14 protein-coding genes, 1 tRNA gene and 1 pseudogene are annotated in these 15198 nt (G+C 75.1%); 11 read left to right on the top strand and 5 right to left on the bottom strand.

The window, feature by feature from the left end; all coding sequences use genetic code 11:
- The 3 genes and pseudogenes from WAA21_RS03945 to WAA21_RS03935 form a co-directional block, all read left to right on the top strand.
- Positions 1 to 377, top strand: a pseudogene (locus WAA21_RS03945) (hypothetical protein); the annotation flags it as partial.
- Between the two features lie 74 nt (positions 378 to 451).
- Positions 452 to 1051: a recombination mediator RecR gene (gene recR / locus WAA21_RS03940; protein ID WP_336921456.1), complete on the top strand. Its 600-nt coding sequence runs from the start codon at positions 452 to 454 to the stop codon at positions 1049 to 1051.
- The gene (locus tag WAA21_RS03935; RefSeq protein WP_336921455.1) at positions 1044 to 1664 is read left to right on the top strand and encodes a DUF5063 domain-containing protein; all 621 of its coding nucleotides are present in this window, start codon (positions 1044 to 1046) and stop codon (positions 1662 to 1664) included. Before recR ends, WAA21_RS03935 begins: the two co-directional genes overlap by 8 nt.
- Positions 1665 to 1708: 44 nt before the next feature.
- Here the strand turns inward: WAA21_RS03935 and WAA21_RS03930 are convergent, their stop codons facing one another.
- Complete coding sequence (locus WAA21_RS03930; protein ID WP_336921454.1) at positions 1709 to 2836, bottom strand: ABC transporter permease; 1128 nt, start codon at positions 2834 to 2836, stop codon at positions 1709 to 1711.
- Entirely contained in the window at positions 2833 to 3840 is a 1008-nt protein-coding gene (locus tag WAA21_RS03925; protein WP_442893223.1) for an ABC transporter ATP-binding protein, read from the bottom strand. Before WAA21_RS03925 ends, WAA21_RS03930 begins: the two co-directional genes overlap by 4 nt.
- A 149-nt stretch (positions 3841 to 3989) precedes the next feature.
- Here WAA21_RS03925 and WAA21_RS03920 point away from each other — a divergent pair, with 149 nt between their 5' ends.
- From WAA21_RS03920 to WAA21_RS03910, 3 genes are all read left to right on the top strand, one after another.
- The gene (locus tag WAA21_RS03920; protein WP_336921452.1) at positions 3990 to 5294 is read left to right on the top strand and encodes an aspartate kinase; all 1305 of its coding nucleotides are present in this window, start codon (positions 3990 to 3992) and stop codon (positions 5292 to 5294) included.
- A 104-nt stretch (positions 5295 to 5398) separates the two neighbouring features.
- A complete protein-coding gene (locus WAA21_RS03915) occupies positions 5399 to 6430 on the top strand; it encodes an aspartate-semialdehyde dehydrogenase (protein ID WP_442893222.1) in 1032 nt (343 codons plus the stop codon).
- 1 nt (position 6431) lies between these two features.
- A complete protein-coding gene (locus tag WAA21_RS03910) occupies positions 6432 to 7379 on the top strand; it encodes a metallophosphoesterase (RefSeq protein WP_336921450.1) in 948 nt (315 codons plus the stop codon).
- A gap of 58 nt (positions 7380 to 7437) precedes the next feature.
- Here WAA21_RS03910 and WAA21_RS03905 read toward each other — a convergent pair whose 3' ends face one another.
- The gene (locus tag WAA21_RS03905; protein ID WP_336921461.1) at positions 7438 to 8124 is read right to left on the bottom strand and encodes a Crp/Fnr family transcriptional regulator; all 687 of its coding nucleotides are present in this window, start codon (positions 8122 to 8124) and stop codon (positions 7438 to 7440) included.
- A 42-nt stretch (positions 8125 to 8166) separates the two neighbouring features.
- Here WAA21_RS03905 and WAA21_RS03900 point away from each other — a divergent pair, with 42 nt between their 5' ends.
- The 5 genes from WAA21_RS03900 (at position 8167) to WAA21_RS03880 (ending at position 12087) form a co-directional block, all read left to right on the top strand.
- Complete coding sequence (locus WAA21_RS03900; RefSeq protein ID WP_336921449.1) at positions 8167 to 8724, top strand: GAF domain-containing protein; 558 nt, start codon at positions 8167 to 8169, stop codon at positions 8722 to 8724.
- Positions 8721 to 9542, top strand: coding sequence for a S8 family serine peptidase (locus WAA21_RS03895; protein ID WP_336921448.1), 822 nt, complete (start codon positions 8721 to 8723; stop codon positions 9540 to 9542). Before WAA21_RS03900 ends, WAA21_RS03895 begins: the two co-directional genes overlap by 4 nt.
- A 111-nt stretch (positions 9543 to 9653) precedes the next feature.
- Positions 9654 to 9989, top strand: coding sequence for a hypothetical protein (locus WAA21_RS03890; RefSeq protein ID WP_336921447.1), 336 nt, complete (start codon positions 9654 to 9656; stop codon positions 9987 to 9989).
- Between the two features lie 92 nt (positions 9990 to 10081).
- Positions 10082 to 11377, top strand: coding sequence for a carboxylate--amine ligase (locus WAA21_RS03885; RefSeq protein ID WP_336921446.1), 1296 nt, complete (start codon positions 10082 to 10084; stop codon positions 11375 to 11377).
- Positions 11374 to 12087 (top strand): aspartate/glutamate racemase family protein, encoded by a 714-nt coding sequence (locus WAA21_RS03880; protein ID WP_336921445.1) that lies wholly within the window; start codon positions 11374 to 11376, stop codon positions 12085 to 12087. Before WAA21_RS03885 ends, WAA21_RS03880 begins: the two co-directional genes overlap by 4 nt.
- A gap of 116 nt (positions 12088 to 12203) precedes the next feature.
- Here the strand turns inward: WAA21_RS03880 and WAA21_RS03875 are convergent.
- Both WAA21_RS03875 and WAA21_RS03870 read right to left on the bottom strand, forming a co-directional pair.
- Positions 12204 to 12277 (bottom strand) — tRNA-Pro (locus WAA21_RS03875).
- 90 nt (positions 12278 to 12367) lie between these two features.
- Positions 12368 to 15004 (bottom strand): penicillin-binding protein, encoded by a 2637-nt coding sequence (locus tag WAA21_RS03870; protein WP_336921444.1) that lies wholly within the window; start codon positions 15002 to 15004, stop codon positions 12368 to 12370.
- Positions 15005 to 15198 lie beyond the last annotated feature (194 nt).

Here is a 15198-nt window from a genome sequence, read left to right as displayed (position 1 = left end):
CTTCGGCCAGCCCGGTGGCCGCCGTCCCGGACGGGGCCTGCGGCTCCTTCCGTCCGGCGCCCGGTCCGTCCGGGGCCGGGCAGGCGGGCGGCCCCGGCCCCGGCGCTGCACCCGCCACCGGACCCGCCACCGGACCCGCCGCCGGCCACGCCCCCGGCCACGGCCCCGGCCTAGCCCCCGGCCCGCCCGCCGGCGACGGCCACGGGGACCGGGTGCGCCGGCCCCGGGTGGAGCCCGTCCCGCCGGCGCCCCCGGTGGACGACGTCGTCTCGCGCGACGACCCGAGCGCCGACGAGGGCTCGTCGTCGCACGGGCCGGAGGTGCTCGCCCGCCTTCTCGGCGCGACGGTCATCGAGGAGCGGGCCACCGGCCGCTGAGCCCGGGACGACGAGCGGGACCGCGGGCGCGCGCCCCGGCTGGTGGCGTCGGTGCCAGCGCCTACGCTCGACACGTGTACGAGGGAGTGGTCGCCGACCTGATCGAGGAGCTCGGCCGCCTGCCCGGGGTAGGGCCCAAGTCGGCCCAGCGCATCGCCTTCCACCTGCTGCAGGCCGACCCCGACGACGTCCAGCGGCTGGCCGACGCGCTCACGCAGGTCAAGCTCCGCGTCCGGTTCTGCGACGTGTGCGGCAACGTGGCGGAGGAGGAGCGCTGCCGCATCTGCCGCGACACCCGCCGCGACGGCAGCGTCATCTGCGTCGTCGAGGAGCCGCGCGACGTCGTGGCGATCGAGCGGACCCGCGAGTTCCGCGGCACCTACCACGTGCTCGGCGGGGCGATCAGCCCCATCGACGGGGTGGGTCCCGACGACCTGCGCATCCGGCAGCTCATGGGCAGACTGGCCTCGGGTGAGGTCACCGAGCTCATCCTCGCCACCGATCCGAACCTGGAGGGCGAGGCCACGGCGACGTACCTCGCCCGCCTGGTCCGGCCGATGGGCCTGCGGGTCACCCGGCTCGCGAGCGGCCTGCCGGTCGGGGGGGACCTGGAGTACGCGGACGAGGTCACGCTCGGGAGGGCGTTCGAGGGACGGAGACTGATCGATGTCTGACACGACGAGCACCACCGGCGCCCAGGGGGCGCCCGAGGCGGCAGACGCGCTCCCGGGCCAGGCGGTCGACACGCCGCTCGCGGTCGAGGTCGCCGCCGAGACCCGCGCCTACCTGGAGACGGTCACGCACGTCGCCGCGGGTGACGGCGGTGGGGCCGCCATCTCGCTGCTGCACCTCGCGCTGTCCCGCATCCTCGCCACCGGCGCCCGGCTCGGCGCGCAGCGCGACGTGGTGCCCTCGGACCGCTTCGAGCCCGACACCGGGCCGGACGACGACATGGACCCGCTGCGGCTCGGCCTGGCCTCGGCGCTCGGGGAGCAGGACGCGTACGTGGAGACGATCGACCCGCAGCTGCAGGACGAGGTCGCGCTCGGCAGCATCGCCGACGACCTCGCCTCCGTCGCGGCCGAGGTCGCCCACGGCCTGCGGCACCTGGAGTCCGGCCGCGTCGCCGAGGCGCTGTGGTGGTGGCAGTACACGTACCTCGCCACCTGGGGCCAGCGCGGGGCCGCGGCGCAGCGGGCGCTCGTGTCGCTCATGGCGCACGACCGCCTCGACGTCGACGCCGACGTGGCCGGCGAGGCGGAGTTCGACGCGCTGCACGCCGGCTGACCGACTGAGCAGGTGGCCGGCCGGCCCGCGCTGAGGCGTCCCGCTCAGGCGATGCGCTGGCCGTGCCCCAGCCGGCGCACCGGCGTGCGCAGCCGGCGGACCACCAGGTACAGCGAACCGGCGACGAGCAGCAGGTAGAACACGACGCCGTACGGCCACACCGGTCCCAGCGCCTCGCGCTCCTCGGCCCGCTCGGGGCTCTCGCCCCACGTGCACCAGTCGCGCTCGAGCTCGGGGCCGAGCCGCGCGGTGCGCGACACGTCGCCGAGGCCGCGCAGCACGTCGGCGTCCGCGACGGTCGGGCGCTGCGCGGGGGCGGCGTCGGCGACGACGACGTACGGGCTGGCCACGAGCAGCCACCACGTCCAGTCGGTGCGCATGACCTCCTCGGTGAGCTGCCGCTCCTCGCAGCCGAGCGGTCGGCCGGTGTCGGGGTCGAACTCGGTCGCCTCCAGCACGGTGACGGTCTCGGTCGTGGTCACGAGCGAGGCGCTCAGCGGCACGAGCAGGGGCGACACGACCGCGAGGCAGAACGTCACGACGTAGGCGACGACGATGCTGGCGACGGGCCTGGCCAGCACCGCCGAGAGCCCCAGGCCGGTCGCCGTCACGACAGCGAGCGACACCGCGACGAGCAGCACGATGACGAGCAGGCGCAGCAGCGACGTGCCGCCGAGCGCGAAGGCGATGCCGATCGACGGCAGTCCGCCGGCGACGAGCGCGAGCGTGCCGCACCAGGCTGCGAGCAGCCGCCCGACCGCGAGCTCGGCCGGGCTCAGCAGGGTCGCCTGGAGGGTGGCGAGCGTCCCGTCGCGGCTGTCGCCGTTGACGCTCGTGGCGGCGAGGCCGGGGGCCACCAGCAGGCCGAAGGACAGCACGACGAGCACGACGACCCCGAACAGCGTGGTGCCGACCTCCTCGTCCACCCGGCCGCCGAGCGTGGTCGCCGCGAGCACGATGAGGCCGGAGAGCCCGGTGACGAGGGTCGTCCACACCGCCCAGGCCACCACCCACCGCCGCGCCCGCATGAGCCGGCGGAGCTCCAGCCAGGCGACCGTGCCGACCCCGTCGCGGGACAGCCGCCACGTCGGCAGGTCGCCGGTCGGCCGGTCCCACCCGCGGCGGCCGTCACCGGGTCCGGCGGTGGCCGCCGGGGAGGTGGTCCCGCTCACCGCTCGGCCCGCCCGTCCGGGCCCGTCAGGCCCAGGTACGTCTGCTCGATGCGGCCCGCCGCCGGCGCGAAGTGCCACACCCGCACGCCGTCGCGCAGCAGGTCGGCGAGCAGGTCGGCGGCCTCCTCGGGCGAGCCGACGACGACGTCGACGGCGTCGGCCGGTCCCGGCACCAGCTCGCGGGCGCGGGCCGCGAGCCCGACGTGCAGGGCGGCCGGGTCCGGTCCGCGCAGGCGCCACAGCAGCCGCGACGCCGCGCCGGCGACCGCCTCCGGCGCGACCGTCCGCCCGTCGAGGACGAACACGGCGGTGTCGGCCAGCTCGTCGAGCTCGGTGAGGACGTGGGAGGAGACGAGCACGCAGCGGCCCTGCGCGGCCAGGCCGCCGAGCACGTGCCGCAGCTCCACGCGCGAGCCCGGGTCAAGGCCGGACGCGGGCTCGTCGAGCACGAGCACCTCGGGGTCGTGGACGAGCGCCCGGGCGAGGCCGAGCCGCTGCTTCTGCCCGCGCGACAGCACGCGGGCCGGGGCGTGGGCGAGCGGCTCCAGCCGCACGAGGGCGACGAGCTCACGCACCCGCGCGTCGGCCGCCGCACGCGGCAGGCGGTAGGCACGGGCGAAGGTGTGCAGGTGCTCGGCCACCGTCAGGGCGTCCCACGCGCCGAGGACGTCCGGCATCCACCCCAGGCGCGCGTTGACCGCGGCGCCCTCGGTCGCGGGGTCGTAGCCCGCGACGCGGACCGTCCCCGCGTCCGGGGCCAGCAGCCCCGCCACCACGAGCATGAGCGTCGTCTTGCCCGAGCCGTTCGGCCCCACCAGCGCCGTCACGCGGCCCCGGTCGGCGACGAGGCTCATGTCGCGCACGGCGTGCACGGCGCCGAAGGACCGGCGCACCCCCACCACCTCGATGCCGTGGGCGCTGCGGGGCCCTGCGGCCACGACCTGCCCGACCGGCGCACCCCCGGCGCCGGGCGCCTCCCCCTCGCGCGTGCTCACGCGGGCCAGCATGCAGCAGCACGCCCCGTCGTGGACGGGAACCGGCCGGACCCCACCCGCTCGGTAGGATCCGCAGGGCCGTCGTCGTGCACGAGGGGGCGGCCCACCGACCGGCCCCACCTCGAGCAGGACAGCGCAGAACCCGGAGGAGCACCTCGATGAGCCCGAGCGGCAGCGGCATCGTCGTGCAGAAGTACGGCGGCTCCAGCGTCAGCGACGCCGCGGCGGTCAAGCGCGTCGCGCAGCGGATCGTGCGCACCGTGCAGGCCGGCAACAAGGTGTGCGTCGTGGTGTCCGCCATGGGCGACACCACCGACGAGCTGCTCGACCTCGCCGAGCAGGTCACCCCCACCCCGCCGGGCCGCGAGCTCGACATGCTCCTCACCGCCGGCGAGCGCATCAGCATGGCGGTGCTCGCCATGGCGATCGCGAACCTCGGCCACGAGGCGCGCAGCTTCACCGGGTCGCAGGCCGGCGTCATCACCGACTCCAGCCACGGCCGTGCCCGCATCATCGACGTGACGCCGGGCCGCATCAGCACGGCGATGGACGAGGGCGCCATCGCCATCGTCGCCGGCTTCCAGGGCGTCAGCCAGGACACCAAGGACATCACGACGCTCGGTCGCGGCGGGTCCGACACGACCGCCGTCGCGCTCGCCGCCGCGCTCGGCGCCGACGTCTGCGAGATCTACACCGACGTGGACGGCGTCTTCAGCGCCGACCCGCGCATCGTGCCGACCGCGCGACGGCTCGACACCGTCACGTACGAGGAGATGCTGGAGATGGCGGCCAGCGGGGCGAAGGTGCTCATGCTGCGCTGCGTGGAGTACGCCCGCCGCTACGACGTGCCGGTCCACGTGCGCAGCTCCTTCTCCGACCGCACCGGCACGACGGTCACCGGCAGCATCGACGACCACCCCGACGGGACGAAGGAGGCCGACATGGAGCAGGCGATCATCGCCGGCGTCGCGCACGACCGCAGCGAGGCCAAGATCACGGTGGTCGGCGTGCCCGACGTGCCGGGCAAGGCGGCGGCCATCTTCAACGAGGTCGCCCGGGCCGGGGTGAACCTCGACATGATCGTGCAGAACGTCTCGCAGGCGCAGACCGGCCTCACCGACGTGTCCTTCACGCTGCCCAAGACCGACGGCCCCACGGCGATGAACACGCTGCAGGCCGCGCAGTCCGAGATCGGCTTCGCCCGGCTGCAGTTCGACGACCAGATCGGCAAGGTGTCCCTCGTCGGCGCTGGCATGCGCAGCCACCCCGGCGTCAGCGCGACCTTCTTCAAGGCGCTCGCCGACGCCGGCGTCAACATCGACGTCATCTCCACCTCCGAGATCCGCATCTCGGTGGTGACGCACGCGGACAAGGTCGACACGGCCGTCCGCGCGGTCCACACGGCGTTCGACCTGGACGCCGACCAGGTAGAGGCCGTCGTGTACGGCGGGACGGGACGGTGAGCACGGTGAGCCAGTCGAGCAGCAGCACCCAGCAGACGGTCGCGGGCACGACGAGGAAGCCCACGCTCGCCGTCGTCGGCGCCACCGGCGCCGTCGGCAGCGTCATGCTCGACATCCTGAGCGCGCGCCCCGACGTGTGGGGCGAGATCCGGCTCGTCGCCTCCGCACGGAGCGCCGGCAAGGTGCTGCAGGTGCGGGGCGAGGGCGTCGAGGTCAAGGCGCTGTCGCCCGGGGTGTTCGACGGCGTGGACGTCGCCATGTTCGACGTGCCCGACGAGATCAGCGCTGACTGGGCCCCGGTCGCGGCGGCGCGCGGCGCGGTGGCGGTCGACAACTCCGGCGCGTTCCGCATGGACCCCGACGTGCCGCTCGTCGTGCCCGAGGTCAACCCCGAGGCAGTCGCCGACCGGCCCAAGGGGATCATCGCCAACCCCAACTGCACGACGCTCACGATGATGGCCGCGCTCGGTGCCCTGCACCGGCGGTGGGGCCTCACCGAGCTCGTCGTCGCGAGCTACCAGGCCGCCTCGGGTGCCGGCAAGCCCGGCGTCGACCGGCTGCGGGCCGAGCTCGGCGTGGTGAGCGCGGACGGCACCCTCGGGGAGCGCCCGGGTGACGTGCGGCGCGCGGTCGCCGCCGCGCTCGACGAGGGCGAGGACGGCCGCTTCCCCTTCGGTGCCCCGCTCGCCATGAACGTCGTGCCGTTCGCGGGCAGCCTCAAGGACGACGGCTGGTCCAGCGAGGAGCTGAAGGTCCGCAACGAGTCCCGCAAGATCCTCGGCATCCCGGACCTGCGGGTCTCCGCGACGTGCGTGCGGGTGCCCGTCGTCACGACCCACTCCCTCGCGGTGCACGCGACCTTCGCCTCGGAGCTGAGCGCCGACGACGCGCGCGACGAGCTCGCGAAGCAGCCGACCGTCGTCGTCCTGGACGACCCGGCCAACGGGGTCTTCCCCACCCCCGCGGACGTCGTCGGCCAGGACCCGACCTACGTGGGGCGCATCCGGCAGTCGCTGGACTTCCCCCGGACGCTCGACCTCTTCGTGAGCGGGGACAACCTGCGCAAGGGCGCCGCGCTCAACACCGCCGAGATCGCCGAGCTCGTCGCCGCGGAGCTCACGGGCTCGCGCGCCTGACGTGCCGGGGAGGCTGACCCGCACGGTCGCCGGGGTCGCGGCGCTCGGCGCCGGGGCGCTCGCGTGGTCGCTGCTGGAGACCCGTGCGTTCGTGCTGCGGCGTGCGAGCGTGCCCGTGCTGCGCCCGGGCGAGACGCCGCTGCGCGTCCTGCACCTGTCCGACCTCCACCTGACGCCGGGCCGGACCGCCGAGCGCAGGTGGGTGCAGGGCCTCGCGGCGCTCGAGCCCGACCTCACCGTCGTGACCGGCGACATGCTCGCCCACGTCGACGCCGTCCCCGCCGTGCTCGACGCCCTCGGCGGGCTGCTGCGGCGACCCGGCGCCTTCGTGCTCGGCTCGAACGACTACTTCGCGCCGACGCCGCGCAACCCCCTGCGCTACTTCGCCGCGCCGAGCGACCCTCGGCCCGAGCCGCACCCCCTGCCCACCGACGACCTGGTCGGCGCCCTGACCGGGGCGGGCTGGCTCGACCTGGACAACGCCCGCGCGGTCGTCGAGGCGGGCGGGCGCACCGTACGGCTCGTCGGTGTCGACGACCCCCACCTGCGACGGGACCGGCTGCCCGACCCCGAGCCGGGCCGGCACGCCGACGGGCTGCGGCTGGGCGTGACGCACGCGCCGTACCAGCGGGTGCTCGACGCCATGACCGTGGACGGCGCCGACCTCGTCCTGGCCGGTCACACGCACGGCGGCCAGGTGCGAGTGCCGGGGGTGGGTGCGCTCGTGACGAACTGCGACCTGTCCCGCCGCTACGCCCGCGGCCTGTTCGCGTGGTCGCCGCCCGGGGCGGCGCCGGACCGCTTCGCGCCCGCACCGTCCGCCTGGGTCAACGTGAGCGCGGGACTGGGCACGAGCCCCTTCGCGCCGGTGCGCTTCGCGTGCCGGCCGGAGGCGAGCCTGCTGACCCTCGTGCCCGCCGCCGACACCCGGCGGGTACATTCCGCCTAGTCGCGAGGCGGTGGGCCTCGCCCTCGAGAACGAGGCGCCCGTGACCCGGGGTCGACGCTCAGGCCGGTGCACGACCGTGCAGGTCGCGGGGCAGCCGCGCGCGGGCGGCGAGGCGGTCACGGTCGATCACCGTGACCCGACCGCGGGCGAGCTCCACGACGCCGCGGCGGGCGAGCCGCTGCAGGGCCTGGTTGACGCTCGGGCGGGTGCCGCCCGTGAGCTCGGCGATGAGGTCCTGCGTGAGCGGGACGGCCACCGGCCCCGGGCCCTCCGCGTACACCTCCACGAGCTGGGCGAGGCGGCTGCACACCCGGCGGTCGAGGCTGTCGTAGGTCGACTCCACGAGCCGCACCGACAGCTCCTCCACCCGCTGGGCCAGGGCCGCGAGCAGGAAGGCCATGGTCTCCGGGCGGCGGCGGCGCAGGTCGGCGAAGGCCGACGCCGACAGCGTCCGCGTGGCGCTCGGCTCCAGGGCCACGACCGTCGCGGTGCGACGGCGCTCGCCGCCGGCCACGAGCGACAGCTCGCCGAAGTGGCTGCCCGGACCGAGCACGTTGAGCAGCACCCGCCCACCGTCCTCCGTCGACACGCGGACGGCGAGGCGTCCCGACTCCACGAGGTGGAGGCTGTCCGACGGGTCGCCCTCGTGGACGAGGACCTCGTCGCGGCCGAAGCGCCGCAGCCGGGTCGCGGCCAGCACCACCGCACGGTCGGCGTCGGAGAGCGTGGCGACGAGCGGCCACATCGAGGACACACCGGAGTATCAGCCTGAAGGAGGCGGATGGACATGGACCTCGGTACAGGTACGGCAGGGGCCAGGGCACCCGGCGACCGCACCGTGCTCACCCGCGCGGCCGACGCGGTGCGGGAGGTGTACGACGCCGCGGCCGCCTCGGTCGCCGTCGTCGCCGACGACGGCGAGGTCCTGCTGTACCGGGCGGCCGCCGGCGAGGGCGCCGACGCCATCGTCGGCACGTCGCTCCCGGTCGGGCGCGGGCTGGCCGGCTGGGTGGCCATGTCGGGTCAGCCGCTCTTCGTCCACGACGTCCGCAGCGACCCGCGCTTCGCCCGCGACGTCGCCGAGGCCACGAGGTACGTGCCCGAGGCCATGCTGCTCGCCCCGTTCCACGACGCCGACGGCGAGGTGGCCGGCGTCGTGTCCGTCCTGGACCCTGCCGGCGTGACGTCGCCGGAGTCGGCGGTGGCGGGCATCGGCACGCTCGCCGCCCTCGTCGGCCTCGTCGCGGAGGCCGGCGGCGGCGGCGCGGCCGGGGAGCCCCAGGTCGCCCGCCTCGCGGACTACGGGAGGCGGGTGCTGTCGCTGGCCGCCGAGCTCGACCTGTGAGTGCGACGCACCTGCCGGAGTGGTCCTCGGCCTTCGACGACGACCGGCTCGCGCGCGTCCGCTCGCTGCCCCTGCCGGCGCGGCGCGAGTGGGCGCTGGCGGGCGCGACCGGCGAGGGGGTCGACGTCGCGGTGGTGGACAGCGGCGTCGACGCCGACAACCCGCGGGTGGGAGGGCTCGCCGGGTCCGTGGCGCTCGTGACGGACGCCGAGGACCCGCGCGGCTACCGGGTGGAGGAGGGCCCCCACACCGATCTCGTCGGACACGGCAACGCCTGCTCGGGGATCATCCGCTCGCTCGCGCCGCGGGCGCGGCTGCACAGCGTCCGGGTGCTGGGCGCGAACCTCAGGGGCCGCGGGGTGCTGCTGCGCGGCGGTATCGAGTGGTCGGTGGCGGCCGGCATGCGGGTGGTCAACCTGTCGCTGTCGAGCAAGAGCGACCTCATGTACGCGGACCTGCACCGGGTCACCGACGCCGCGTACTTCCGCGGCGCCCTGCTCGTCTGCGCGGCGAACAACTCCCCGGGGCCCACGTACCCCTCGGAGTTCGCCTCGGTCGTCTCGGTCGCGGCCCGGGCCGGGGACGACCCCCTCGCCCTCGCCTACAACCCGCACCCGCCGGTGGAGTTCGCCGCCCGCGGCATCGACCTCGACGTGGCGTGGGCGGACGGCGGCTCGACGGTCGCCACGGGCAACAGCTTCGCGGCGCCGCACGTGAGCGGGCTGACCGCCCTCCTGCTGAGCAAGCACCCGTGGCTGACCCCGTTCCAGGTCAAGGCCGTCCTGCACTCGCTGTGCGACAACGCCGACGTGTCGTGAACCGGACACCCGCTGTGTCAGCGAGCGAACAGATCGTCGTGGGCCTGCTCAGCAGTATTGCCGCAGTGGGACCGAGGGACGGGGCCACGCGGACAGCAGAGGGAGACAACCATGGACGAGGACACGAACCCCCAGGCGACCGGCTCCGAGGACGTCGAGGGCCACTTCAAGGCGATGAGGGCCGACAGCGGCTCCGAGGACGTGGAGGGCCACGGGTTCGCGGCACGCGTGACCGGTGACGGCGACGAGGACGTCGAGGGCCACGCCACCCGCCGGCCGCTGCAGGCCGACGGCGGTGACGAGGACGTGGAGGGCCACCTGCGCGTGCTGAACGCCGACGGTGACGAGGACGTCGAGGGCCACCTCCGCGTGTTCAGCGTCGACGGCGAGGAGGACGTCGAGGGTCACGTCCAGCCCGGCGCCCAGGGACGCATCAGCGACCGCTGAGCCGCCGCGGTCGTGAGCGCCGACCGTCGCCCGGTAGCGTGTCCGGGCACGGTCGGCGCTCCCGCGTGGGCCGGACGAGCCCAGGGAGGACCGTGGACGGCGCACCCGCTGCACTGCGTCCGGTCGTGCTCGGCGGGGACATCGGCGCCTACAGCCTGGCCCGGCACTTCCACGAGAACCACGGCGTGCGACCTGTCGTCGTGTCGGGCGCCGCGAGCGGGCTCATGTCCCGCTCGGCCGCCCTGCAGCACGTGCGGGAGCCGGCCCTGGAGGACCCCGACACGCTCGTGGCCGTCCTGCACCGTCTCGTCGAGCCCGACGCCGCGACGATCGTGCTCGCGAGCGCCGACCGGCTCGTCGCCCGGCTCGTCGAGGTGCGCGACCGGCTGCCGGAGACGGTCGTCGTGCCGTACGTCGAGGCGCCGCTGCTGCGGCGGATGACGGACAAGGCCGAGTTCAGCCGGGTGTGCGCGGAGCTGGGCGTCGCCCACCCGCGGACGGTCGTCGCGGACCTCTCGCTCCTGCCGGGCACGTCGACGCCGTCCGACGTGGACCCGGCGGTGGACACGAGCGGTCTCGTCTTCCCGGTCTTCGCCAAGGCCGCGAGCACGGTCGCCTACGCGGGCGTGAGCTTCGAGGGCAAGCGCAAGGGCTTCGTCGTGGCCGACCGGGCGCAGCTGCTCGACCTGCTCGCCCGGGTCCGCCGCGCGGGCTACACCTCCGGCTTCCTCGTGCAGGAGCTCGTGGCCGGCGACGACTCCGGCATGCGCATCCTCACGTGCTACAGCGACCGCTCCGGCCGGGTCCGCTACTCCTCGTTCGGGCACGTGCTGCTGGAGGAGCACGCGCCGAGCGCCATCGGCAACCCCGCGGCGATCCTCACCGACCACGACCCCGACGTCGTCGCCGACGCCACGCGCCTGCTGGAGCACGTCGGCTGGACGGGGTGGGCCAACTTCGACCTCAAGGTCGATCCGCGCACGGGCCGCACGGTGTTCTTCGAGCTCAACCCGCGGCTCGGGCGCAGCAACTTCTACGTCGCGGCCGGGCAGACGGACCCGGTCGCGCCGTACGTGCGCGAGTACGTCCGCGGCCTCGACCCGTACCCGCCGGGCTCACCGGAGCACGCCGAGCCCGGCCACCTCTTCACGGTGCTGCCGCGCCCCCTGCTGCTGCGCTACCTCGACGAGGACCTGCGGGCGCGCGTGCGAGCGGCCTACCGGGCGGGGCACGTCCACAACCCGCTGTGGTACTCCGCCGAGCGCGACCCCCGGCGCCTCGCCTACCTCGCCGCCAGCCACGCCAACCAGTACCGCAAGTTCGCCCGCCACTACCCGGTCGGCGAGGCGCGCGCCCGGCAGCTGCAGCCCGCGGGGCGGACGGCGTGACGCGCCGCCTCGTCGGCGTCGTCGGCGGGGTCGGGCCGCTGGCCACCGCGTACTTCCTCGACCGGGTCGTCCGCCTCACCGACGCGGCCACCGACCAGGAGCACGTCGACCTCGTCGTGCACCAGCGGGCCTCGACGCCCGACCGGACCGCCTTCCTGCTCGGGCGCAGCGCCGAGGACCCGGGACCGGTGCTCGCCGCGTCGGCCGCGGACCTCGTGCGGCTCGGCGCCCGGGCCGTCGTGCTGCCGTGCAACACGGCCGAGCCGTTCCTGCCGCAGGTGCGTGCGGCCGCGGGCGTCGAGGTCGTCGGCATCGTGCACGCGACCGTCCGCGAGGTCGTCGCGACGGTGCCCGACGTCAGGCGGGTCGGCGTCCTCGCGACCGACGGCACCGTCGCCGCGCGCACGTACCACGACGAGCTCGAGGCGGCCGGGCTGGAGGCGGTGGTGCCGTCGGCGGCCGACCAGCGGACCGTCATGTCGGTCATCTACGAGCAGGTCAAGGCCAACCGTCCCGTCGACGTCCCGGCGCTCGCGGCCGTCGCGGACCGGCTCGGCGACCGCGGGGCGCAGTGCGTGGTGCTCGGCTGCACGGAGCTGTCGGTCGTCTCGGCCCCGGTCGCGGGCACGGCCCGGGTCCGCGTCGTCGACTCCGTCGACGCACTGGCCCGCGCCACGATCTCGCTCGCGGGCGCCCGCACCACGGGCTAGGTCTCGCGGACCGCGGCGGCACGGGTGCCGTGCCGCCGCCCGGGTGCCGTGCCGCCGCCCGGGGGACCGGGGACGACAGGAGGCCGGCCCCCTGCGGGGACCGGCCTCCGTGCACGTCGGGCTGGCGGGATTTGAACCCACGACCCCCTCGTCCCGAACGAGGTGCGCTACCAAGCTGCGCTACAGCCCGTGCGCGCACGAGTGTAGCCGAGACACGGGGCGGTCCCGACCGTCGCGGCCGGCTGGCGCCGCGGGCGCGCGCGGGCCGGCCGCTCGGGCGTCAGTCGTCGTCGGCGCCGCCGTTGCCGTTCCCGCCGCCGCCGTTCCCGCCGTTGCCGTTCCCGCCGCCGCCGTTCCCGCCGCCGCCGTTCCCGCCGCCGCCGTTGCCGTTCCCGCCGCCGTTGCCACCGCCGCCGTTGCCACCGCCGCCGTCGCCACCTGCGTCACCACCCTCGCTGGGCTCGGGCTCCGGGTCCGGCGCGGGCTCGGGCTCCGGGGGCGGCGGCGGCTCCTCGCCGGCGGACAGCGTGAGCGTGACGGTCTGCCCGGAACGGACCAGCGCGCCGGAGGACGGCGACTGGGTGAGGACGTCCCCGCGGGGGACCGAGCCGGAGTAGCGGCGCTCGGAGGCGACCGAGACGCGCAGCCCGAGCGCGCGGAGCTCGTCCGCCGCGTCGTCCTCCGACTGCCCGGTCACGCGCGGGACGGCGAAGCGTGGCCCGAAGACGACGTCGTCGTCCGGGGGCGTGAACTCCTCCTCGCCCCAGCCGAACTCCTCGGCGGCGGGGACGGCGAACGCGTCCCACGTGGGCAGCGCGAGCGAGGAGCCGAAGACCGACGGGATGAAGCGGCCGTTGACCTCGAAGTCCTCCAGGGACCGCGGCGTGCCGTCGACACCCGGGTCGCCGACCCACACCGACGCGGCCATCTCACGGGTGTAGCCGGTGAACCACACGGCGATCGAGTCGTTCGTCGTACCGGTCTTGCCGGCTGCGACCCCGTCGAACCCCGAGTTCCGCGCCGTGCCCTGGGGGGAGGACAGCGTCTGCTGCAGCGCCTCGTTGACGCCCCGGGCGATGTCCGGCTCGATCACCTGGTTGCACGTCTGCGGCGGCGCCGGCAGCTGCTCGCCGTCGCGGTCCCGGATGACGGTGATGGCGATGGGCTCGCAGTGCACGCCGTCGGCGGCGAAGGTCGCGTAGACCTCGGCGACCGTGAGCGGCGAGACCTCCGTGGTGCCGAGCGCCATGCTGATGACCCGGCGGACCTCGCCGTCGGGGTCCGTGGCGGGGTTCATGCCGAGGCGCGTCGCCATGTCCTGGATGTCGCAGAGGTCGAGCTGGCTCGTGATGCCGATGTAGGCGGTGTTGCTCGAGCGGAAGGTCGCCTCGGCGATGGACAGCGACGGCGCCGTGCCGCCGGAGTTGCTCGGGCTGTAGGTGTCGTCGACCGGCTTGATGGCCTCCCCGCACTCCGTGAAGTCGCCGAAGCGGAAGGTGCGGGTCTCGGGGGCGGGGATGCGGTCGGTCAGGGAGCGGCCCTGCTCGAGCCAGGTCGCGAGCACGACGGGCTTCATGTTGGAGCCCGGCTGGAAGCCGACGCCGCCGCCGTAGCGCTGGTCGACGTTGAAGTTGGTCGAGGACTGCGCCGGGTCGGACGCGTCCGTGCCGTACACCCGGTTCTGGGCCATCGCGATGATCTTGCCGGTGCCGGGCTGCACGACGCTCATGGCCACCCCGGCCCGGTCGGTCTCCGGCACCTGCGTGCGGACCGCGTCCCACGCGAGCTGCTGGACCTCGGGCTCGATGGTCGTGTGGATGCGCAGCCCGCCGCGGTCGAGGAGGTTCTGCCGCTCCTCGACGGTCTCGCCGTAGGCGGGGTCGCTGAGGATGAGGCGCTCCACGTAGTTGCAGAAGTAGGCGAAGGCGCCGGCGGTGATGCAGCCGCGGCGCGTCTCGCGCGGCCGGAGGTTGAGGTCGGAGGTGACCGCCTGGTCGTACTGCTCCTGGCTGATGACGTCCGTCGCGAGCATGCGCGACAGGACGACGTTCCGGCGGCTCGTCGCGGACTCCGGGTTGTCCAGCGGGTCCCACCGGCTCGGCGACTGCACGATGCCGGCGAGCAGCGCCGCCTGGGCGACGTTGAGCTCGCTGGCGTTGACGGAGAAGTACCGCTGCGCGGCGGCCTGGATGCCGTAGGTCGCGTTGCCGAAGTTGGCGATGTTGAGGTAGCGCTCGAGGATCTCGTCCTTGCTCAGCTCCTCCTCCAGCGCGATCGCGAGCTTGGCCTCGCGCAGCTTGCGGCCGTAGCCGACCGGCCCGCTGGCGGCGATCTCCGACTGCACCCGGGCGAGCTCGTCCGGGTCGCCGCTGTAGACCGCGGACTCCAGCTGCACCTGCTTGACGTACTGCTGCGTGAGGGTCGACGCGCCCTGCTCGGCGCCGCCGAGGAGGTTGTTGGCCAGCGCACGCGCCGTGCCGCGCGCGTCGATGCCACCGTGCTCGTAGAAGCGGTCGTCCTCGACGGCCATGATGGCCTTGGGCGCCCACTCGCCCATCTGCGGCAGGCTCGTGATGGCCCGGTTCTCGCTGTAGAAGCGGGCGATGAGGCCGCCGTCGGCGGCGACCATCGTCGAGGTCTGCGACAGCGGGGGCAGCTCGAGGTCCGTCGGCAGGTCCTCGTAGTACTCGGTGCCGTTGCGCGTGAGGAAGCCGGCGCCCGCCGCCGCGGGGAGCACGAGCCCGGCGGCGAGGACCCCCGCCACGAGCGACACCGCGACGAACGCCGCGAGCAGGGTCGTGACGCGCACGAGCGTCGTCGCCGCGTTCCCGTCGTCGCCGCTCCGCACCAGCGCGAGCAGCCGGACACGCGCGGGACGACCAGGACCAATCCGGCCGTCGCCGACGGCTCGTATCACACGAGCAGCAGTACCCCTCATGCACACGAGGGTACGTGCCGACACAGGGTGCGGGACCGCACCGGCACCCGGGACCTCGGTCCCGGACCGGGGCGCCCCACCGGACCGCATCCTCCGTTCGGCGGACCCCGGTACCGCCGTTCGGCGGACCGAGGTCGGTCCGTTGGGAGGTTCTGCGACCCGAGCACGCTCCG

This window comes from Aquipuribacter sp. SD81 (genome assembly GCF_037153975.1).
Classification (GTDB): Bacteria; Actinomycetota; Actinomycetes; order Actinomycetales; family JBBAYJ01; genus Aquipuribacter.
This window is presented reverse-complemented; position numbering and strand designations above follow the sequence as displayed.